At 50.1% G+C, this 20,915-nt stretch carries 19 protein-coding genes and 1 pseudogene; 8 read left to right on the top strand and 12 right to left on the bottom strand.

Features of this window, described 5'->3' with window-relative positions; all coding sequences use genetic code 11:
* The first annotated feature begins 37 nt into the window (after positions 1-37).
* From BMY11_RS22670 to BMY11_RS22655, 4 genes are all read left to right on the top strand, one after another.
* The gene (locus BMY11_RS22670) at positions 38-697 is read left to right on the top strand and encodes a GntR family transcriptional regulator (RefSeq protein WP_090581654.1); all 660 of its coding nucleotides are present in this window, start codon (positions 38-40) and stop codon (positions 695-697) included.
* Positions 698-1,179: 482 nt separating this feature from the next.
* On the top strand, positions 1,180-1,527 hold the full coding sequence (locus BMY11_RS22665; protein ID WP_090581652.1) for a hypothetical protein: 348 nt from the start codon (positions 1,180-1,182) through the stop codon (positions 1,525-1,527).
* Between the two features lie 211 nt (positions 1,528-1,738).
* Positions 1,739-3,718, top strand: coding sequence for a methyl-accepting chemotaxis protein (locus tag BMY11_RS22660; protein ID WP_090581650.1), 1,980 nt, complete (start codon positions 1,739-1,741; stop codon positions 3,716-3,718).
* Positions 3,719-3,864: 146 nt separating this feature from the next.
* Complete coding sequence (locus tag BMY11_RS22655; protein WP_090581648.1) at positions 3,865-4,215, top strand: hypothetical protein; 351 nt, start codon at positions 3,865-3,867, stop codon at positions 4,213-4,215.
* 61 nt (positions 4,216-4,276) lie between these two features.
* Here BMY11_RS22655 and BMY11_RS22650 read toward each other — a convergent pair whose 3' ends face one another.
* The 5 genes from BMY11_RS22650 to BMY11_RS22630 all read right to left on the bottom strand — a co-directional run bounded on the left by BMY11_RS22650 (position 4,277) and on the right by BMY11_RS22630 (position 9,218).
* The gene (locus BMY11_RS22650) at positions 4,277-5,086 is read right to left on the bottom strand and encodes a phytanoyl-CoA dioxygenase family protein (RefSeq protein WP_090581646.1); all 810 of its coding nucleotides are present in this window, start codon (positions 5,084-5,086) and stop codon (positions 4,277-4,279) included.
* A gap of 37 nt (positions 5,087-5,123) precedes the next feature.
* Positions 5,124-5,873, bottom strand: coding sequence for a hydroxypyruvate isomerase family protein (locus BMY11_RS22645; RefSeq protein ID WP_090581644.1), 750 nt, complete (start codon positions 5,871-5,873; stop codon positions 5,124-5,126).
* Between the two features lie 178 nt (positions 5,874-6,051).
* Positions 6,052-6,885, bottom strand: a complete 834-nt coding sequence (locus tag BMY11_RS22640; protein WP_177182778.1) for a sugar phosphate isomerase/epimerase family protein — start codon at positions 6,883-6,885, stop codon at positions 6,052-6,054.
* Positions 6,886-6,916: 31 nt separating this feature from the next.
* Complete coding sequence (locus BMY11_RS22635) at positions 6,917-7,972, bottom strand: oxidoreductase (protein ID WP_090581641.1); 1,056 nt, start codon at positions 7,970-7,972, stop codon at positions 6,917-6,919.
* Positions 7,973-8,108: 136 nt separating this feature from the next.
* A complete protein-coding gene (locus BMY11_RS22630) occupies positions 8,109-9,218 on the bottom strand; it encodes a Gfo/Idh/MocA family protein (RefSeq protein ID WP_090581750.1) in 1,110 nt (369 codons plus the stop codon).
* A gap of 182 nt (positions 9,219-9,400) precedes the next feature.
* On the opposite strand from BMY11_RS22630, the gene BMY11_RS22625 reads away from it, so the two are divergent.
* The 3 genes and pseudogenes from BMY11_RS22625 to BMY11_RS22615 all read left to right on the top strand — a co-directional run bounded on the left by BMY11_RS22625 (position 9,401) and on the right by BMY11_RS22615 (position 11,585).
* Positions 9,401-10,234, top strand: a complete 834-nt coding sequence (locus BMY11_RS22625; RefSeq protein ID WP_090581638.1) for an alpha/beta hydrolase — start codon at positions 9,401-9,403, stop codon at positions 10,232-10,234.
* 215 nt (positions 10,235-10,449) lie between these two features.
* Positions 10,450-10,716: a CD3324 family protein gene (locus BMY11_RS22620; RefSeq protein ID WP_090581748.1), complete on the top strand. Its 267-nt coding sequence runs from the start codon at positions 10,450-10,452 to the stop codon at positions 10,714-10,716.
* Between the two features lie 157 nt (positions 10,717-10,873).
* Positions 10,874-11,585 (top strand): annotated as a pseudogene (locus BMY11_RS22615) (Stf0 family sulfotransferase).
* 80 nt (positions 11,586-11,665) lie between these two features.
* Here the strand turns inward: BMY11_RS22615 and BMY11_RS22610 are convergent.
* The 3 genes from BMY11_RS22610 to BMY11_RS22600 form a co-directional block, all read right to left on the bottom strand.
* Positions 11,666-12,901, bottom strand: a complete 1,236-nt coding sequence (locus tag BMY11_RS22610) for a hypothetical protein (RefSeq protein WP_090581636.1) — start codon at positions 12,899-12,901, stop codon at positions 11,666-11,668.
* Between the two features lie 138 nt (positions 12,902-13,039).
* Positions 13,040-13,228, bottom strand: coding sequence for an S-layer homology domain-containing protein (locus BMY11_RS29750; protein ID WP_090581746.1), 189 nt, complete (start codon positions 13,226-13,228; stop codon positions 13,040-13,042).
* A 75-nt stretch (positions 13,229-13,303) separates the two neighbouring features.
* A complete protein-coding gene (locus tag BMY11_RS22600) occupies positions 13,304-13,597 on the bottom strand; it encodes a MazG-like family protein (protein WP_090581634.1) in 294 nt (97 codons plus the stop codon).
* A gap of 167 nt (positions 13,598-13,764) precedes the next feature.
* Between BMY11_RS22600 and BMY11_RS22595 the strand changes: the two genes are divergently transcribed.
* Positions 13,765-14,142, top strand: coding sequence for a hypothetical protein (locus tag BMY11_RS22595; RefSeq protein ID WP_090581632.1), 378 nt, complete (start codon positions 13,765-13,767; stop codon positions 14,140-14,142).
* 63 nt (positions 14,143-14,205) lie between these two features.
* Here BMY11_RS22595 and BMY11_RS22590 read toward each other — a convergent pair whose 3' ends face one another.
* From BMY11_RS22590 to BMY11_RS22575, 4 genes are all read right to left on the bottom strand, one after another.
* Positions 14,206-14,976: a class I SAM-dependent methyltransferase gene (locus BMY11_RS22590; RefSeq protein WP_090581630.1), complete on the bottom strand. Its 771-nt coding sequence runs from the start codon at positions 14,974-14,976 to the stop codon at positions 14,206-14,208.
* 306 nt (positions 14,977-15,282) lie between these two features.
* On the bottom strand, positions 15,283-18,000 hold the full coding sequence (locus BMY11_RS22585) for a PxKF domain-containing protein (RefSeq protein ID WP_090581628.1): 2,718 nt from the start codon (positions 17,998-18,000) through the stop codon (positions 15,283-15,285).
* Positions 18,001-18,255: 255 nt separating this feature from the next.
* On the bottom strand, positions 18,256-18,927 hold the full coding sequence (locus tag BMY11_RS22580) for a TerC family protein (protein ID WP_177182777.1): 672 nt from the start codon (positions 18,925-18,927) through the stop codon (positions 18,256-18,258).
* A gap of 176 nt (positions 18,928-19,103) precedes the next feature.
* Positions 19,104-20,894 carry an ABC transporter ATP-binding protein gene (locus tag BMY11_RS22575; RefSeq protein WP_256217717.1) on the bottom strand — a complete coding sequence of 597 codons (1,791 nt, stop codon included), beginning with the start codon at positions 20,892-20,894 and terminating at the stop codon, positions 19,104-19,106.
* Between the last annotated feature and the right edge of the window lie 21 nt (positions 20,895-20,915).

Here is a 20,915-nt window from a genome sequence, read left to right as displayed (position 1 = left end):
CGCTACCGTCTCTCAGTTGCCGAAGGAGCTACTATTTATGTCCGAGTTTACATTTAAGCAGCAAGCCAACACGTCCCTTCGCGAAAAAGTGACGAATGATCTGCGAGAAGCCATCTTGAACGGTCATCTTCTCCCTGGCGCACGCATTAAAGAGATGGACATCGCCGAGCAAATGGGTGTCAGCCGCGGTCCGATTCGTGAAGCGATCCGCCAACTGGAGCGCGAAGGTCTGCTGCTGTCGTATCCTTATAAGGAAACGATCGTGGCTGATCTGGACGCCGATGAAGTGCAGAACATTCTCATGCCGATCCGCTTCCATATTGAGTGGTTCGTTGTGAAGCGGTATCTGGACAAGCTAGACGACAGCTTCTTCGCGAAGCAGCAAGTCATTATTAATGAAATGCGCGTAGCCGTCGAAAATGGCGAGAAGAGCAGGCTAGTCGACCTCGACATCCTGTTCCACCAGTCGATTCTGGAGCTGGCGGCCGAGCGGACCGTCATGCTGACCTGGCAAAGCATCGTCAACCAAATCCGCCTCCACTTCACGAAGAACATCTCGTTCTACAACCTCGACCATATGGAGCGCGATCACCAAGAGCTCATGGATGCGTTCCGCACCAAAGATCTGGATCTGATCCAGAAGGAGATTCTTAAACATTTGGACAGCGATGATAATTTGCTGTGCTTTACGAAGTAGGGATGGCGCCGCTGCTGCGGATATTCCTCCACCGAATTCCTTGCTGAGAGAGCATATTTGCTCTCTCAGCTCTTTTTTTGGGCCCTTTCTGGTGTGCGAGAGAGCGTATTTGCTCTCTCGGAGGCATTTCGGCGGGGAATACCGTCGGTTTCCCTGCTGGGAGAGCTCATTTGCTCTCTCTGCTTCTCAGAGCTCTTTTTCCTACCCCGCCCTGCGCGCGAAAGAGCGTATATACTCTCTCGGACACTTTTCGGCGGGCTATCGCTGATGTGTATCCCTTGGGGATACTCTTTCGCTTGTATCAGCCAACCGGAGTGGTAACCACTACCCCCTTTGCGCTCTTTTGCTGCTTTTTCGACTCATGTAGGGTAACCACTACCCCTCTTGCTCTTGCTCTTGCTCCTGCGCTCCCTCTCCCCTGTCTAAACCAGCAAGCCTCCCGGACATACTGGTGCTACCACTACCACGAGGAGACATGCCGGATGATGCGAATTTTCATCCTTTTTGCGGGCATTGTAACCGTTGCGTTAGGCGCCGAACTGTACCTTTCTAACAACTGGATGCTGCGGACTTATCCGACCAATGGCGAGGTCAATGTGCCGAACGATGCTCAAATTACTGCCAATTGGAAAGGTACACGCGGCAACGACCTAGGGATGGCGCTACATTACGCAGATGCTCCGAATGAATATATCTACGGCACTGTTGCAGGCACAGTATACGGGTTATCTTTTCGGCCAGCTCACGACCTCAATCCAGGGCGGAATATCATCGTCACCGTGGACGCAGGCAAGAGACATTACCAATTCTCTTTTACAACAATCCGATAGCCTTGACTTAGGAGCTAGCTGGACATCCAGTTGGCTTCTTCCTTTTTTCCTCAAATTTATAATATATCTGCAAGCAAAACTAACATTAATCTAACTTTTACCACCTGTTTTTCTCTAATTTTCTAAATGGTTTTCGACGATATTTATTCAGGGTGCTGTGGCTTTCATACTTGCGAGCCGCCCAATCAATTAATGAAAGAAGTTGAATGTATTGAAACGCAATCTATTCGCACTTACTCTTCGGAATAAGCTCATTATTGCTTTTACAGTTATTTTGCTCGTGCCGAGCCTTACGATCGGTTGGTTCTCTTATCAGACGGCGAAATCCCAAATCGAGGATCGGATGAATATGACAGTCACAGAAAATGTGCGTGTCCTCGACGAAATGCTGACTGGCTATATCCAGCCCATCACTACGGATGTTGATTATTTATCCCAGACTTTTAAACTCGACGCCGGCCAGCCTACAGCAGTATCTGACCTGCAGAAGTTGATCGCTGCATTCCAGAAAGTACACACTCAAGTCGATAACGTCTACCTTGGTACGAGCAAAGGCGAAATGCTGCTCAGCCCGCAACAGGAGCTACCGGCGGATTTTGACCCGCGTACTCGTCCTTGGTATGAAAGTGCAATGAAGGCAGATGGCAAAATCATCATTACCGAGCCTTACATCAACGCTACGGATGGAAAAGTCGTCGTCACGATCGCCAAAGCAACTCCGAATGGAGCAGGCGTGGTCGGCGTAGACTTGAACCTCACCTCGCTGAACGGACAGATTGGAAGTGTCAAAATCGGCAAAGAAGGCTACGTCTCCATCGCGGATAACACCAAGACGTACCTCATCCATCCCCTTCTCCAGGCTGGGGCTAAGGTTCCAGATGAAATTGCCAAGCCAATGTATGAAGAACAAAGCGCTTTTTTCACTTATGAAACGAAAAACAGCACGATGCGCCAGGCCGTACTGACGAATAAGCTTACAGGCTGGAAGCTTGCCGGCACGTTCAGTGTGAATGAGATCGACAAGGACGCCACGAAGATTTTGAACCAAACGCTGCTTGTTGTTGTGATCTGCCTCGTTGCAGGCGCAGCGCTAATCTATATCATAATTCGTGCGATTGTGCGTCCGATTCGTGCACTCATTCATGTGTCGGAGCAAGTCAGCCGTGGCGATCTGACCGTATCGCTTCATGTAACGGGTGCCAAGAAGGACGAAATTACGAAGCTTAGCACAAGCTTCAATGCTATGATCGTATCGCTGAAGACGCTGCTGACCGAAGTGAATGAAACGTCCCATCAGCTGGCTGCCTCATCCGAGCAGCTCTCCGCCAGCTCGGACCAGACTTCAATGGCTACACAGTTTATCGCTGAGAATATTCAGCAAATGGCGAGCGGCTCCGAGAAACAAGTGGAAAGTGTTAAGATCGGCTCCACATCTGTCGGCGAGATGTCCAGAGGCGTCGAAGAGATCGCTGCTAATGCGCAATCGGTCACAGAGGTTGCGGTGCAAACCTCCCATATATCCGCAGAGGGCAATGCTGCAATTGAGACAGCGATTACGCAGATGCAGTCTATTGAGCGCACGTTTGAAGAATTGTCGCATGTCATCACGGGACTGACACAGCAATCGGCAGAGATCGGCCAAATGGTGAACATGATTCAAGATATTTCGACTCAGACGAACCTGCTGTCCTTGAATGCATCCATCGAAGCAGCAAGAGCCGGCGAGCACGGGAGAGGTTTTGCAGTTGTTGCGCAAGAGGTGAAGAAGCTGGCGGAACAGACCGCCACATCATCGAAGAGCGTCATTGAGCTTGTTGAATCCATGCAAGGCGGTACCGAGCGCGCAGTTGATTCGATGAATGCAACGTCCGTCGAGGTGACAGCAGGTATCGCAGTTATAAGCCGCGCAGGTGCATTGTTCAAACAAATTCAAGGGTCCGTCCTTGAAGTCGAAGCGCAAATCAAGGAAGTATCGCGAGTGTCGCAGCGAATTTCGAGCGATGGTCACGAGACCGTTACCGCGATCAATACGATCTCCGGTGTCGCCCAAGAATCTGCTCTCGCTACGCAAAATGTATCCGCCGCCGCGCAGCAGCAGCTCGCATCCATGGAGGAAATCGCCGCGTCTGCAGCTTTCCTCACGAAGATGGCAGAGGATCTGCAGCTGCGTGTGGAACGGTTTAAGCTATAGGTTGGTTGGTTTGAATAGCAGGCTTCGCACCTTTGGGTGCGGAGCCTATTTTTTTTGTTTGGCGGGTTGGGAGGCCGCGCAGGATGTAGGCTAAGAGGAGCGATGCCAGAGCTGAACATAGCGAATGTAGCTGGTTTGCGGACCTCTTGGGCTATTTTCAACCAACTTCAGCGAATGTAGCTGGTTTGCTGGACCTCTTGGGCTATTTTCAACCACCTTCGGCTAATGTAGCTGGTTTGCTGGACCTCTTTAGCTATTTTCAACCACCTTCGGCGAATGTAGCTGGGTTGCTGGACCTCTTTAGCTATTTTCAGCCAACTTCGGCGAATGTAGCTGGTTTGCTGGACCTCTTGGGCTATTTTCAACCAACTTCAGCGAATGTGGCTGGTTTGCTGGACCTCATTAGCTATTTTCAGCCACCTTCGGCGAATGTAGCTGGTTTGCTGGACCTCTTGGGCTATTTTCAGCCAACTTCGGCGAATGTGCTAGGCTGGTGAACGGCCTCCCACAACAACCAACACAAAAAGGCGCTCCCCACAATCGAGAGCGCCTTCCCCATTAGATCAGCGCCTTCAGCGGAAGCTGCGGCAGATCCTTCGTGCGCTCGGCGTAGTCGCCGCAGAGGGCGTCGACTTGCTCGAGGTGGACCATCCGCGCCGGTCCAGCACTGCGCAGCATGGCGGAGCCGTAATAGTGCTCGCGCCGATAATGCGCATGCAGCAAAATATACGCATGAAGCTCATCCAGTGCATCTTCACCAAACCGCTCGCACAGGTTCAAAGTGAACATACGCCGATGCGAGCTGCCGCCGAACGAGGCATGGAACAAATTATGGTCGAACACGAGCACATCGCCCGGCACGACATCCAGAGCCACTGAAGGCACATCCGGCCCTGCAACACCAAGCGCCGCCTGCGACCCACTCACCCGTTTCACATCGACGCCGAACTGGTCGTCAAGCCGGTGGCTTCCCGGAATAACACGAAGCGCGCCACTCGAGCCGTCCAGTGTGTCGAGATAGAGCGCGATCTTCACATGTCTGCGCGCACGATTCTCCCCGTCGCGGTGCCAGCCAGTATCGCCTGTGTAATAGTTGCCGTCGCTGCCCATGTAGTTAAAGTCGTCGCCGAGCAGCGACTTCGCAATGCCCGCAATCCGGGCGTCATCTATGAGGCTGCACAGCTTCTCGCGCTGATCGGCAAACGGGACGATCATCGTTCTTTTCGACCCATCATGCTTCTCTTCCAGCATCGGGAATACCGCTTCGAACTCTTCTGTAATCCACGTGATGTCCGCCTTCAGCAGGCCTGATAGTTTAATAAACCCAAAGGTGTCAAAGAACGCAAGCTGCTCTTTCGTAAGCTCCATTCATCCCACTCCTTCTCCTTATATAGTTACAAACAAGCTATGAACCAAGCAGTGCTTTTAAACCGTCAGCAGGTGCCGCAACCGGAAAATATTCCAGTCCCATATAGCCTTCGTATCCCGCCGCATCAATGGCCTCGAAGATCCGACCGTAGTGCAGCTCGCCCGAGCTAAGCTCATGCCGCCCCGGATTGCCCGCCGCATGAAAATGTCCGATCAGCCCGAGGTTCGGGATGATATTAGCCAGCACGTTGCCCTCCATAATTTGCTGATGATAAATATCGAACACCAGCTTCACATTCGGACTGCCGACCTCGCGGACAATATGGAACGCTTCTTCTGAAGAATATAAATAATAGCCTTTATGATCAACAAGCGTATTCAGCGGTTCAAGCACAATCATAACCCCTGCTTCCTCTAGTAGAGGCGCAGCAACCTTCAGCCCTTCAATTATCGACCGTCGCTGCTCCTCGCGTGGCACACCAACCAGCTCTGCTCCCGCTTGAGTGATCAGCACTTTGCAGCCAAGCTGCCCAGCCACCTCAATGGATTCACGGAGCCCCGTTACAAAACCCTCCCGCTTCGACGCATCCACCAAGCTTTCCATCTTCGTGCATACCGATGCGATACCAAGACCAAGCTCGCGAGTGGCATGAGCAACCTTCTCCACATCTTTGTCCCACCAGCTCCAGAACTCAATCGTGTCATAGCCGATCTCGCGAATTTCTTCAATGCTCGCATAAAAGTCCTTGCCTCTATAGACGGCGTCAACACATACCGATAATTTCATCTGCAAACTCACCTACTTTCCATATGTAATTGCAGCTTGTATGATGTCCGAAGGAACAGTATCCATCAAGCGACAGGCTTCTTGACAGCGCTACCATTTTTAACAATCGCGCTATACAAAAACTGAGCGCCGGCAAGCCTGCCGCGAACGCTCAGTTTCATTTCAATCTTTATCGCAATTACTCGGCTGCAACCTGATACGTTTCCTTCAACGTTTGCAGACCCTTCACAGCTGTTTCCAGCGCCGTCTGCGAGCCGAAGTCCGCAATGAACAGCTCTACAGAGAGATAGCCACGGTAGCCTGCCGCGTAGAGCGTCTCGGCAATTTCCTTGGAAGGCGCGATGCCTTCGCCAGGGAATACCCGCTCTGCGTCCGTAATAGTCTCGCGGCTAGGTGAAGTCGGGTAGTCATTGGCATGCATAATGCCAATCTGACTTCCCTGCAATCCCTTCAGATCGTCAACAGTACTGCCGCCCGTGTACATGTGGAATGGATCAAGCAGCATCTGTGCATTCGCCAAGCCTGACGCACGCATCACTTCGAGTGCCTGATCAACACGCGATAAGTTACTCGCGCGACCCCAGAACTCGACATAGAGGTCGATGCCGATCTCGCGACCAAGCGCCGACAGCCTTGCGAAGTGAGCGCCCATATCGGTCAAGCTGACGTTCGCCACATCGCCGAATGGCGGCGCAGCAGCAGCGCGGCAGCCAAGATCAGCCAGCATGCGAAGCTCGCGCTCCGCTTGTACGAAAGCTTCATCTCGGATCGCTTCGTCCTGATCCGCCCATTTGATGAAGGCGATCGCGTTCACGAACGCTACGTTGTGACTAGCTAGCGCTTCGCGAATTTCAGCAGCAGTGCCGCCGCCAGCGAGATAGCTCTCGATTCCGGAAACCCACAGCTCGATTCCTTCATAGCCCGCTTCCCCAGCGATTGCGATTTGCTCCACTACATTCAGTTTATAAGGAAATAAGGTTGATGCGTTTAATGACGTTTTAAATGGAAACATCGTTGCACTCTCTCCTCTTAACCGCATAATTTTACAATTTAATCGGTAGCTTCCTGCCTTCTTCACTGCTTTGCAGCGCCAATTCAATGATTCGAACCGCGTTTCTTGCTTCCTCTGGCTTCACATTCAGCTCGGCTTGTCCGATGATGTGCTCATAAACATTTCTGTAGTAATCCGCATAAGATCCGGTGATCGTCTCGACAACGCCCTCTACATGAAGACCGCCGATTGACGTGTTCAGCTTGCCCCACAGCTCCCGTGGCTCTTCGCCCCAGCGCGGCGTATTCGGCTGTCCGCCTCTAATAAGCGCCGGCTCTTGCGGGTCGACGCCGTACTTGGTGAACGTACCTTTCGTACCGTGAAGAACATAACGAGGAGTCGCCTCGCGCACGAAACGGGAGGAACGTAGATTGATCTTCAGACGTTCGCCGTAGAACAGCGTCACATCGAAGTAATCATCCGCTTCCGCGCCTTCACGCTGCTTGCGAACATCACCGCTCACCGCATCTGGAATGCCGAATAGCGTAAGTGCTTGGTCGAGCAGATGAACGCCAAGGTCATAGAAAACGCCATTGCCAAGCTCGGCACCTTCACGCCAGTTGGTGGAGTTCATTACTGGACTGAAGCCATCCCAACGGAATGTAGCTTCTCTAATATCGCCGAGCAAGCCTTGGCTCAGCAGCTCTTTCAATGTCAGATAGTCACCGTCGTAGCGGCGGTTATGGAAGACGCTAACGACTTTGCCCTGCTGCTTCGCAAGTGCAATAAGCTCGTCCGCTTCGGCAGCGGTCGGCGTGAACGGCTTCTCCACGACAACATGCTTACCTGCAAGCAGCGCATCTCGCACGAAGGTGAAATGCCCTGGACTAGGTGTCGTCACAATAATAAGGTCAATCGAAGGATCTTCATACAGATCGCGAACGTCTTTGACGACATTAACCCCTGGATAACGCGCTTTGGATTTTTCGCTTCTGCGCTCAACGACTGCGACTAGCTCGAGGCCGGGAACGGCTGTTACAACTGGTGCATGAAATACGCTTCCAGCAAAGCCGTAACCAATTAGGCCAACACGGAGTACTTGATTCATTGTAAAATAACCCCCATATTTTGTAACTTTCTGGTGTGAAGTCTCTCTGATGCTTCTATCTCCAGTATACAACAACTTCACGCGGTTTGACGTTAGAATATGTTTCTTTATGTTAGAGTTTGTTCTGGTTCGTTCCTCACTGGTCAAGCTGGTTATAAATAAGTCCTAGTGGCAGCGGAGCAGGACGCTCGCAGCGCGCCGTAATGGCAACATGTCTGTCCGTCTTCGACGATTCCAGTATGCCAACTGTCACATCGAGCACGTGGCGTGATAGCTCTCCGCTTGCTCGGTGAGCTCTACCGGAGCGGATCGCATAGGCCATATCCGCAACGCCGATGCCTCGTGAGTTCTGCTCGAAGCTGTGCGAGTACGGGACTTCCTTCACCGTGCCGTTACGTTGCTGCAATGTAATTGCGCCGTCGAAGCTATTGGGATCGTTCACTTGCAGGATGCCCTCCGTACCGTAAATTTCCAGTCGCGGCGTGTAGCCGAAGCTTTCTTTTGCCACCTGCAGGCTCGCCATCGCTCCATTCTCGAAATCAAGCGTAGCGGTCACATGCATAGGCGCACCCACTGGAACTGTCTCGCCATAACTCGGCGACTGAGGGTTACTCACAGTAAACTCGCTGTGCACGGAGCCTGCCGAACCGCTGACGCGGCGAACCGGACCGAGCAAATGAACAAATGCCGTTAAATAATATGGGGCCATATCATAAAGCGGGTCCCAGCCCGTCTGCAAGTACTGGCGGAAATTCGGATGCATGCCGTCCCATGCGCTGCCCATCAGAATAAGGCCGTTTGCCATGTAAGGCTTGCCGATCCAACCGTCATCGATCAGCTTGCGCGCTGTCTGCAGCCCGCCGCCGAGGAAGGTATCGGGTGCGATGCCGACGCGAAGACCCTTTTCCCGTGCTAGGTCGAGTACACGGTCTGCATCCTCTCTTGTGAAGGCAAAAGGTTTCTCCGCATACACATGCTTGCCGGCATGAAGAATCTGCAAGTTTACTTCCGTATGAACCTGCGGGGATGTTAAGTTGATGACGATTTCGATCTCTGGGTCAGCGAGCAATTCTTCGACGGAGCATGCTTTAGGAATCCCGTACTGCTCCGCGCGTTTGCGCGCCATCTCGAGGTTCAGGTCGGCAACTGCCGCGACCTCCAAAATCTCGAACGTCTTCATACAATTCTCCAAGTAAATGTCGCTGATCATTCCGCAACCGATGATGCCGATCTTCGTTTTTTGCATAACACTCACCTTTCCGAGCATGCTTGCCGCATAATATGAAACGCTTCCATTAATCATTTCATCCCTTAGGGCTGAATCTCCTTCTTTTTGGAGAAGCTGGTTCGGTTGTCAATTTCAAATCGAGCTCTGATATGGTAAAGTTTGCTTGTAAGAGTAGCTATCAGCTTAGGAGGTGCACCGGAATGAATGAGCGCAGCTTTGAGCTCGTATGCGGGGATGGTTCGCGGCGGTTTGCAGCGGAATGGCGGGAATCCAGCGATGTGCCGGCAAAAGGTGTCATTGCCATCGTGCACGGCATGGGGGAGCATCTCGGAAGATATACGCATGTTGCGAAAATGTTCACGGAGGACGGCTACGCCTCTTTTGGCTTCGACCAATGCGGTCACGGCCGAACGGAAGGCAAGCGCGGGCATACGACTTCGTATGATGCACTGCTGGACGGCGTCGACGCGATGCTCGCGGAAGCGCGGCGGCGGTATCCCGACCTGCCGATTTATATATTCGCTCACAGTATGGGCGGCAATGTGGCGATCAATTATATTTTGCGGCGGAAGCCAAATATTGCAGGGGCAATCGTTACCGGACCGTGGCTGAGACTTGCCTTCAACCCGCCGCCGTTGCAAGTCATCGCTGCGCGGATCGTCCAGCGGCTGTTCCCTGCGTATACGACGGACCGCCCGATGAAAGGCGACCACCTGACGAGTGATCCGGTCATGATCAAGCGGTACCAGGAAGATCCGCTCGGTCACGGCTCGATTACCGCGAAATTCTTCTTCAGTGTGCAGACCGCCGGATTGTGGGCGCTGAAGCACGCTTCCGAATGGAAGGTGCCGCTCCTGCTCATGCATGGCGGCAACGATAAAGTAACCTCCATCCTTGCCAGCAGGCAGTTCGCCGAATCAGTCGGGCCGCTTTGCACGTTCATGGAATGGCCGGATTACAAACATGAGCTGCACAATGAATTAAAGCGCGAGGACGTTTTTGGCGTGATGCTGGAGTGGCTCGCGAAGCATTAGAGATGAGATAGGCAGTTCGGATGATGCTGTGAAGGAGGTTCAATTATGCTGGATGACAAAGAGAATAAGCTCTATGCAAAGTCTACATGATAAACAACGGCGGTTGTTTGTATAGAGCTATAGCTTTAAGACCGTCTAATTCCTGTATTGGTGAATCCGTTTATGATGAGACTTTGCTTCCTTAAAATGACTAAACTTTAAGGGGTAGAGTGATCATAAAATACGCTAAAGCTGATATTTTACCGGATGAATTACTGAGGGAAGTTCAGAAATATATGAATGGTGTCATGGTTTATATCCCTAAATCTGAAGGATTACGCAAAGGTTGGGGAGTGAACTCTGGCGGCCGAGCCTATATACAGCAAAGAAATCTGCAGATTCGTCATGCGTTCGCTCACGGCGCTACTGTTGATCAGCTCACTGAACAGTTCTTCCTTTCCTGCGATAGCATTAAGAAAATTGTTTATACAAAGATGAAATAGAATACTTCGCTATGTATGCGAGCCACATTGGATTCCTTTCTGATGTGGTTTTTTTGTGTAGAGAACCGTTCAAAACCGTTTCTTACATACAATGGAGCCTTTCAAATCGTTATCATAAACCACATCAACATTATTAACTTAAGTAGAAGGAGATCTTATGACACAGCCTAAATTAAGCTATACAATCTGGTTTTCACAACGGACCGGAAGCACATTGCTAGGCGAGGCGCTCGCCTCGACCGGAGTGGCCGGTAATCCAGCCGAATGGCTTCATTTTCAATCCAATGACCCTTTAACAATGACGCGTGAGGATATAGAACAGAAGTGGCAGCACGGCACTACTCCGAACGGGGTCTTCGGGATAATGGATAGACGCGTTTCGCACCTTGTTCGGGCTCCCGGAGCATGCTACTCGCGCAGAAGTATGGGGTACCGCCTTCCCGAACTGCTCCAAGCATATTTATATGACGCGCCGCAACAAAGTCAGACTGGCTGTCTCTTGGTGGCGTGCGATTGTATCCGGTGAATGGCATCGTAAGTTTGGCGAGAAGCCGCAGGAGCATGATATTGCGGAGCAGTATCATTTTGATGCGATTAAACATTTAATCTTTGAAAGTATGATGTTCGAAGCGGCGATCGAGGACTTTCTTACGGAGTCGAATATTATGCCGCTGACAATTGTTTACGAGGATTTTATTCAAGACAATGAGGGAACGGTCATGCGAGTGTTGGAGTTTCTGGACATTCCGGGTGACCATGTGAAAATAGCGCCGCCAGCATTTGACAAGCTGGCTGATGATGTAGCTGAGCAGTGGGTGCAACGGTTCCGTGAAGAGAGCCAACGAGAATGGGAGAATGTGCGCTGGTAGCTGGCTAGCCTACCTAGCGAAACAGACACACAAAAGGCTGCCGGAATATCTCGGCAGCCCCTGCCCTCCCGCTCCGCACTCTACTCAATCGCTCGCTTAATGCTCAGCTCCAGCGGCGAATACGCCGTACCGTCCTCGCGGTCGAACCGCATCCGCTCCTTGAGCGGCGTAGTGCGGTTGCACATAAAGCGAGTTACGCCACTATGGTTCTGCGACGGCGTGTGATACAGAAATGGATGACACAGAATGACGTCGCCGGGCGAGCTCATCGTTTCAATAACGCGCAGACGTGTGCCATGCTCATCCACAAACGCGCTCTGCATAAACTTCTCCATTCGATTCACGCCCGGCAGGAACGAATCGTCCGCTTGCCGCGGATCATAACTCAGGAACGACATCCACTCTTTGCCGGATTGATCTTGTAGGAGTCCAATAACTTGCGACGTTCTACCATCCAGAAAAGGCATAAGCTGCGCGTCCAGCAGATGATAGCCATCATAGCGTCTTACCATGTAATAAGGCTTTGTGTAATAGACAATCATGCCTGATGGTTCGGTAAACACATAGACCGTTGACTCGCCAGCAAGCTGAATTACTTTCGGTTCGGCCAACTGATAAGGCTCGGCGGCGGTACGCGACACCGCTCCTGACGAAATGTCTATCCCCCCACCTTCTACCTTCTTCCACTGCTTCTGAGAAGGGTCAAGCACGAACTCTTCAACCATCTCTGCATTGCGCCATTGCACGAAGAAGAGACTTGGCTCCTTTGCGAGTCCCGTGGACAGGAGATCGTCCGGCCCGAAGAACATCTTCTGCTCACCGAATACGGCTGGGTTATCTGAAGTACGAATAATGAGCCACGAGCCACGATACCCGTCACCATTGCCTTCTCCACTAATGAGCTGCGTGCCAATGAGCAAATACTCCCCATTCAGCCATGCTTGTGAGGAGAGAGGAGCGTTCCACGTGTAGAGTGTTTGTTCAGAAGCTGCCTCCGCGCCCGAACCATAGATGAGCTGCCCATTTTGCACGAAAATAGTCTGTTTTCCGACCTGCCATAGCACCTGCTTCTCCACGGAATCCGTTCGGAAAGCATGCAATACGGAAACCGTCCCCGTCTCCGAAACAGCTGGAGTATCCGATGTATCTGTCTCAATTGGGGTTGGGGTGACCGGCGCTATCTCATGGGATGTCTGCTTCGCAGGCGCGTATGCGGTGAATCGCTCACCTGTAGTGAGTAATAACCCAGCAATCAACAATACTGCGAATAAGCAGACACCTAGCAGAAACGCCCATTTACGCGACTTCATCCACATTGCCGCCACCCCTTCAAACGTTCTCTTTTTCCTGTATCCATTGGACGCTTTATTTTGGAAAATGTTTCAACTTTTCTCTGTTTTCCCGCAATAAAAAACAGCCAATGTCGCGAACGACACTGGCTGCTCTAATCAAGCTTAAAGCTTTAGCAAACTATAGATGACTTGCGCGGCTTCGGCACGCGTCGTCATGCCCTTCGGCTCGAACTTGTCTGCGGATCGTCCTTTAATGAGTTCGAGGGAAACTGCAGCATCAACGTCCTTCGCGGCCCACGTCGAAATTGCTGTTTGATCGGTGAACGATACGGATTCGCCAGCTGATGGAATCGAGCTATGACCGGATGCGTATTAATAATTCGTAATGGACAATGAAAAAGGGCTGACGAGAGTTCCGTCGAAACTTTATTTCTCCCAACTACGCTTATCGTTAATCGCCATCTTCGCTTCGAATGCTTGATTCAAATCGATGCCGAGCTTGTTCGCCAGGTCCATCAGGTTCCAGACGATGTCGAACATCTCGTAGCCGAGGTTCTCGCTCTGCTCCCGTTCGGGATGGAAGGATATCGAGAGCACTTCCTTGGATAGCTCACCGACCTCGGTCATCAGAAACAGCATCCGCTGCTCGATTGTACTCTTGTCAAAGCCCTTCGCCTCACTGAATCCATGCACATATTGCTGCAATTCGGATATATTCACTGCGCTACCCTCTTCTCCATTTGCTTTCCATTAGTTAACTAGCATAACATTTTAGCAGCTCAAATAATGGTTCTCGCAAAATTTAATAGATTTCTAGTAACATCTGCACAGGACAACCCTCATTCCTCCCATATACTGGTAACTAGAGAAAGGAGGTGTTGCAGAAAATGCCATTTACTACTGGAATTGTGACCAACACTAGAGACTTTGGCACAGCATCGTCCAACATCGTCGTCAGCATGAAGAATGAAAGCTTGGTGGACACGGCGACAGTCGTCATCCTCGTCTTCGCCTCTGTTGACTCATCAAGCTTCGTTCCTGCTTACGCAGAGTCCTTCACGCTCGTGCCTAATGAAACTGAAATCACGACTTACTTCATTAGCGGCAACGTCGCTTACGAAGTTCAGTACGACGTTATTTTGCCTGCCCTGAACAACGTCATTATATCGGTCTTCGGTATCGATGAGTTCGGCAATCTTGTGCAAGACCAGCGTTATTCGCCATCGGAGTTTATGTTTATTCCGGATCTTAGCCCATTGTCTTAACACAAAAAAGGGGCATCCCCACAAGCATTGTCTACGATGCTTGTGGTGGGATACCCCTATTCTTTATGGACGTACTGCCTCGAATGTGAACGGCTGCTTGTCGTTTGTCAGCGCCTTGCCGTACTCGAAGTCTGCGGATACGACGATATCCGTGAAGCCGCAGCTCTCCAACACATGCTTGAATTCGTGCACGCCGTACCACCGCAGAGCAAAGCGCTGCAGCTCTGTCTGGATCAACATGCCATTCCGCCACTTCTCATACTTGATCAGCGACACTTTGTATTGATGAAGGAAGCTCGTTTCGATCAGCTTCCCTTCCATGGTGATGAGGTCGCCACTGGGCATGTGGAACACTGCTGTTCCGGCAAAATGGCTCTGCTCAAAGTTAGCGTCAGGCAATTCCAAGTCCAGCAGCAATCGGCCGCCCGGCTTCAAATGGTTATAGAACCGCTTCAGCGCTTCAATAGACTGCTCCCGATCTTCAATCAGCAGGAACGAGCCTGCTGGTACGATGATCGCATCATAGCGATGCGGCAACTCAAGCTCCTGCAATTCCGCCTGATACAGCTCGGGGGAGAGCCCATGCTCATCACAGCGTTGCCGGCAGGATGCCAGCATGTCCGATGAAGCATCTACTCCGTCTACTTGGAATCCCGCTTCAAGCAGCGGAATGATGACGCGCCCCGATCCAACCATCGCTTCCAGTATGCGCCCGCCTCCGAAGTCACGCAGCCTTTCACGATAGTACTCGATATCTCCATCGATAGATTGACCGACTTTCTTCGTATGATCATAAACCTCTGTACATAGTTCACCATAGTAGCTAAAAGACATTCGCTTTCCCTCCATTAGTGGTTTGTGGCCACGAAAGGGACTCTACCTCGCCCGGCTCTACTCATGCTAGCTCAGAAGCAATTATCCCTTCCGTACCTTCTTACTCTCGGATTTAGCAACTTGACGAATTTGCATGCGAATCACTCACTTCCATGTAAATTAACGCAATTATATCGTGCGCAGCGCAGCGCCGTCTATTGGATTCTATGAGAGTCGGATTTCACGACTCTCAGCACAGGATTACGAAGAAAAAGAGCCAGCAGGTTAGTGCTGGCCCATGTTTTTAAAATTATTTTAGTACTATTTTTATTTGAATACGAAGTTAGCCGTACATGTTGTACCATCTTTTAATTTTATAACCAATCGTTTGTCAGTTGCAGTCCAAGATTTATCTGTCTTCCAGACATAAGTGTACGTTTTTGTTACATTGTCATAAGTAAGACCACTGTTAGTTGCAGCACCAACTGATTCAACTTCATCATAGTTAACATTAGGTCCTAATTCGGCGTCTACGACTTTAGGATATCCCGTTGCGAAAATATCCAATCCCATGTCACCATTTAAGCTGAATTTTACTGGAACTGCACTACCGGCTTTAACCGTATTAACAGCAGTTACTCCCATATCGATCGGTTGGAAGAATCCGTTAAAATTATATTTAACAATGACTGTGAACGTACTTGTTAGTTTACCATCCACAGTTGTAGCCGTAATTGTAGCTGTTCCTGGGGCAACTGCTGTCACAAGGCCCGTATCGCTCACCGTAGCAACACTTGAAGCAGATGATGAATAGATTAATGACTTGTCCTTTGCTGTGATAGGAAGCACGGTTGGAGCAAGCTGATAGGTTTCCCCAATATGTTTACTGATCGAATTCGTTGCAAAGGCAACTGATTTCACCGCTACTGGAAAACGGTCGTTAAAATTAAAGGCCCAATCCTCGGTGTTTACGAATTTGCCATAAACGGAGGCAAGTGGCGATACTTCGTCGTCTTCCAGATAATTCGGATAGACATTACCTTTTTCGGCATCTGTAAGTGAAGCCGCGTATGGCGAGAAAGTCCGCATATGAATGACATTATTAAGTTCATCAAATTCGGCGAATCTAAGATAGCCGAAGCCGCTGCCATTAGCAGATTGGTAGTCAGCAAGGACAAGCTTGACGTCCTTACCGTTTGTATTTTGCAATACTGCTGTGGCTGCACCTGTATAGTGTCCACCGATCATCATAAATACCTGATCAAAATCCTTCGTAATATTCCAAATGCTAGTTCCCGCGGTGCTTAGTGTAGCAACACCGTTATTACTGGTACACATATCGTGCGTTTCTATAATTGTAGGGATGTTCGGATTGGCAGTCAAAACATCTTGCAGCCATGTGCCCTCATTGGCATTCTGATTCGGTGTAGCAAACCATCCCAAGGAAACTGCCAAATATTTATAGCTTCCAGCATTAAAGAACGTGTATGAGCTCTGTCCGCTTGGTGAATAAATGACATTTTGTACTCCACCCGGATTGACGAGAGCATTCCAAGGCGATGTTGGTCCATAACTAGCCTTGAATAAATCGGCAGGTGGATTTCCACCATAATCATGGTTTCCTTCGCTTATCAGCGTCGGAATTCCGGCATTTGCAAGCCTATCGTAGCTTTCATGTGTGCGTACATACTCATCCGGATCATTGCTTTGCGTAATATCGCCCAAGCTAACAATTGCTTTGACCTTTGCGCTATCCTTATGATCAACAAGCCATTGCATGGAATCATTAACGATAAAATTGGAGCTCTGAGTGTTGTACTGCGTATCCGGTATGAATACGACGTTGTAGTCATAATCGTTATTAGCTGTCGGATTGACGAGAGAGTAAGGATCATTATTACCAGGAACTGCATGGCTACCCGGAGTACCTGCAACAGGGTTTAAGGTTGTAAGCGGATTGGGAATAAGCCACTGACTTGGATCCAACGCGCCGTCCGAAATTCTAATATGCTGCAATTCACCACGGAGCATTGCATCAATATCCTGTTGAGCATCGGAGATAACTCCGCCTGTTAACGGATCAATCCAATAGGCAGCACCGATGTAAAAGCGTCCGTCATTCGGATCGGCAAACATCCCCTTCATGCCGGCACCGTCTGCACCGTAGTAGCCTCTGTATGCATCTACACCGTCAACGATTACACGAACAGAACTGTTATCAGACGTAATAACGATGTTATGCCATTGTCCTTTTTCCATTGGATTCGACCATGCTTGGGTCTTAGTAGTAGGATAATAATTGTTATCCGCATTAGCGACTCCATATTGAACCTCTCTAATGTCAGAAACAGAAACGTTCATTGTTCCGCTGAAAGGTTCGTTTTTACTCAACATCGGATACTCAGATGAGCCATATGTGCCATCGTCGGACATATTATCTTTACCGCTGGAGTTGCCCAAACGCCCCATAATACCCATCCACTTATCTCTGTATGGAGAGGAGTTGGATGTACTTTTACTATAGTTGGTGTCGAGTTTATAAATAAATTCCATTGTATAGCCGTTTTTGAACTGATTTTGATTAATGGGAGCATCTAAAGCCGTTATAAAATCGACGCCTGTACGTACCACATTGCCATTTGATGTTGCACTTGCTGTTCTTGCATTCACCGGCTGGAAATTAAAACTACCCGCTGCATCTGTTGTTCCTGGCATTGTATTCGTTGTAAATGAGCCATACGTACCGGCGGTCACATTGACGCCTTTTGTATTTGTCGCCGATGAGGACAATGTTGCAGGATTTGCTTTAATCTTATCATCCACAAAGAACTGCATATGCAGGTCGTTATTGTTACCTGACTGGTCCATAATTTTTAATGCGCCGTTATCTTCCGTACTGTGAGCTTGATCAAAGATCCAGTCTGCGGCAATGGTTGGTGTTACCGGACTTGCAGATACTGTGACAACCTGGGCGAATGGAAGAATTGAAAGCATAAGTGTCATTGAAACTAACGATGCCAAGTATTTTTTACCTGTTTTCATCATTTCATTTTCCCCCTCTAGATTTGAATTCCTTTACACTCCTGATTTCCCTCCCCCGTTTTTTCTTGTGCCTTTATGTTGTTTTAGTTGGATGTTCAAAAGATACAACATTTTATAAGCGCTTTCAATACCTTTTTTTACAATCAACTACCTTTTTTACAATCTACTACCTTTTTCAATCTAGGAAGCACTCCAGCCAGCTTCCCGGGTTTCTCGCAAAAAAAAAGGGTTCCCTCGCAAGGGAACCCTCCTTCTTCTTTAAGCCTCCTGCACGCGCGAACGTTCGCGGCGCTGCAGCAGGTAGCCAATGCCCATAACGAGCAGGCCGCAGATGAATGGGAATAATGTGTCGACCCATTCACCAGCGTTATGCAGAACTTTCTTGAGCGTCTCATTATCCTCGAGCATCTCACCAGCGGTGTAGCCGAGAATGCCGGCGCCGATGAAGACGACAATCGGGAACTTGTGCAGCAGCGCCATAATGAGCTGACTGCCCCAGACGATGATGGGAATGCTGAGCGCAACGCCGAGCGACATCAGCCAAATGTTGTTGTTCGCAATGGATGCAATCGCAAGCACATTGTCGAGACTCATAACGAAGTCAGCAGTCACGATAATGCGAATCGCCTTCCAAATGGACTGCGCGCCTGCAATATTTTTGCTGTCGCCGTCATCCTTCAGCAGTTGAATCGCAACCCAGAACAAGAGTAATGCGCCTGCAACCTGAATGAACGGCACTTTAAGCAAGTAAACGGCAACCACCGTCAAAATAATTCGGAGAACAACAGCCGCCATCGCTCCCCACCATACAGCCTTCTTGCGATTTTCCTCTGGCAAATTTCGGCTTGCCAATGCGATGACGACAGCATTATCACCGCTAAGCACAATATTGACCAGCATGATCTCTGCCAGCAATAGGAATAGTTCCATTATCTGCACCTCAAACAGTCAGTCTTAGTAATAGCCCATTATCGCATAGTTCAAATGGGATTGTCTATGTGTACGAGACTGCTGCTTAAAGGGAATTGCTTCAGCCTTATCCACAACTTTGTACACAATCCATCCACAAAACGTGCATAACCTGTGGGTAATACCCTGCCGATACGTTATCGCCGTGAGCTGCAGCCCGCGGAAGTCGCCGCCATATCCACAGCAGTCAACGCCTCCGAAGCAGGCACCTCTTCATGCTCGCCCTGAGAATGCCGGTATAGCTCCTCGTAATACCCGCCAAGTGCAAGCAGCTCACGGTGAGTACCTTCTTCAACAATTTCGCCCTGCCGCATCACAATAATACGATCGGCGCCCATTATGGTAGACAACCTGTGCGCGATGACGAGCGTCGTCCGCCCTTCGGAGACGACCGCAAGCGCCCGCTGAATGAGCTGCTCCGAGTGGGAATCGAGGTTCGCCGTCGCTTCGTCCAAGATGAGGATTTTCGGCTGGAATACAATGATCCGCGCAAACGAGATGAGCTGCCTCTCACCTGCAGACAAGCCGCTGCCCCGCTCCGACAGCAGCGTATCGTAACCATCCTTCATCCGGGAAATAAGTGTATCGGCCCCTACCATCTTGCACGCCTCAATAACACGCTCACGGGATATGGTCTCATCGAACATCCGGACATTGTCGATAATGCTGCCTGAGTACAGATAGGGCTCCTGCTGCACAAGACCTATCAGCCGGTGGAGCGTATGCTGCGGAATGTCTCGAACGTTCGTCCCGTCGATCGAGACGCTTCCTTGCTTTACATCGTAGAAGCGGCATAGCAAGCTGATAAGCGAGCTTTTGCCCGCGCCTGTTGTACCGACAATCCCAATCATCTCACCAGGCTGCACATGGAGATCAAGGTGGTGTATGACCGGAACCCCATCACTGTAAGCGAACTTCACACCGTCAAAATCAATCTTTCCTTTCACACGCGTTGCTTCGACATCGCGCGCTTTATCAGCATCCTGCACCTCTGGGACCGTCTCGAAGATTGACCAGATCCGGTTCATGGATACCTGTGCGGATTGGAGCGTATTCCATTGCTGCGTAATGTTATTGATCGGCTGGAAGAACTGCCGGATATACGTAATGAACGCGAACAATACGCCGAATGGTATCGAATGACCGAGCACCGCATTACCACCGAGCCACGTGACGAAGGCGACCGACAAATTGCCGAGCATATCGAAGGAACGGTTGAACAGCACGTTCGTGCGAATCTCGCGCATATTTGATTTAAAGTACCGCTGATTACCCTCATCGAACTGCCGCTGCTGCTCCTTCTCCTGATGGAACACTTGGATGATACGCATCCCAGACAAGTTCTCAGCTACGAACGCGACGAGCCGCGATAGATTCGTCCTGGTGATCTGATAGGTCGTGCGCATGTAGGATCGGAATGAAATGGCGTTAAGTGCAATGATTGGAATCAAAATGAGGCAGTACAAGGTTAGCCGAACATCGAGCTGAAACATCAGCACAATAATGAACACAAGCGTCAGTCCGTCGCGCAGCACGCTCAGCAGCACTTGGCTGAAGAACTGATTCAGCGACTCCGTATCGCTTGACACATGCGTAATCAAGCTGCCGCTTGGCACGCGGTCAAAGTACGACATCGATTGCTTCGAAATATGGCGGAAGAGCTGTTTGCGAATCGCTGCAACGATGCTTTGGCCTGCTTCTTGAAGATAATTATTTTGCAAATAGGTAAAGACAAATCCGCACACCGATAAGAGCAAATAGATGCCGGCAATGAGAAGCAGCGTGCTCGCGCTCTTATCGCCTTTCATCAAATGATCGTCGATGGCCACTTTCACTAAGTAAGGCTGCAGCAGGTCTGCCGCAATCGCGACCAGGATACAGCCGAACACCGCAAGGAATGTCTTCGTATGCGGCTTGGCGTAGGACATGAGCCCTTTGTAAGCGATTTT

The organism is Paenibacillus sp. OV219 (assembly GCF_900110075.1).
Taxonomy (GTDB): Bacteria; Bacillota; Bacilli; order Paenibacillales; family Paenibacillaceae; genus Paenibacillus_Z.
This window is presented reverse-complemented; position numbering and strand designations above follow the sequence as displayed.

What these genes read in the sequence shown, in the direction of transcription:
- BMY11_RS22670 (WP_090581654.1), top strand. Translation starts at nt 38, where the DNA reads ATGTCCGAGTTTACATTTAAGCAGCAAGCCAACACGTCCCTTCGCGAA.
- BMY11_RS22665 (WP_090581652.1), top strand. Translation starts at nt 1,180, where the DNA reads ATGATGCGAATTTTCATCCTTTTTGCGGGCATTGTAACCGTTGCGTTA.
- BMY11_RS22650 (WP_090581646.1), bottom strand. Translation starts at nt 5,086, where the DNA reads ATGGAGCTTACGAAAGAGCAGCTTGCGTTCTTTGACACCTTTGGGTTT.
- BMY11_RS22645 (WP_090581644.1), bottom strand. Translation starts at nt 5,873, where the DNA reads ATGAAATTATCGGTATGTGTTGACGCCGTCTATAGAGGCAAGGACTTT.
- BMY11_RS22640 (WP_177182778.1), bottom strand. Translation starts at nt 6,885, where the DNA reads ATGTTTCCATTTAAAACGTCATTAAACGCATCAACCTTATTTCCTTAT.
- BMY11_RS22635 (WP_090581641.1), bottom strand. Translation starts at nt 7,972, where the DNA reads ATGAATCAAGTACTCCGTGTTGGCCTAATTGGTTACGGCTTTGCTGGA.
- BMY11_RS22630 (WP_090581750.1), bottom strand. Translation starts at nt 9,218, where the DNA reads ATGCAAAAAACGAAGATCGGCATCATCGGTTGCGGAATGATCAGCGAC.
- BMY11_RS22625 (WP_090581638.1), top strand. Translation starts at nt 9,401, where the DNA reads ATGAATGAGCGCAGCTTTGAGCTCGTATGCGGGGATGGTTCGCGGCGG.
- BMY11_RS22610 (WP_090581636.1), bottom strand. Translation starts at nt 12,901, where the DNA reads ATGTGGATGAAGTCGCGTAAATGGGCGTTTCTGCTAGGTGTCTGCTTA.
- BMY11_RS22595 (WP_090581632.1), top strand. Translation starts at nt 13,765, where the DNA reads ATGCCATTTACTACTGGAATTGTGACCAACACTAGAGACTTTGGCACA.
- BMY11_RS22590 (WP_090581630.1), bottom strand. Translation starts at nt 14,976, where the DNA reads ATGTCTTTTAGCTACTATGGTGAACTATGTACAGAGGTTTATGATCAT.
- BMY11_RS22585 (WP_090581628.1), bottom strand. Translation starts at nt 18,000, where the DNA reads ATGATGAAAACAGGTAAAAAATACTTGGCATCGTTAGTTTCAATGACA.
- BMY11_RS22580 (WP_177182777.1), bottom strand. Translation starts at nt 18,927, where the DNA reads ATGGAACTATTCCTATTGCTGGCAGAGATCATGCTGGTCAATATTGTG.
- BMY11_RS22575 (WP_256217717.1), bottom strand. Translation starts at nt 20,894, where the DNA reads ATGTCCTACGCCAAGCCGCATACGAAGACATTCCTTGCGGTGTTCGGC.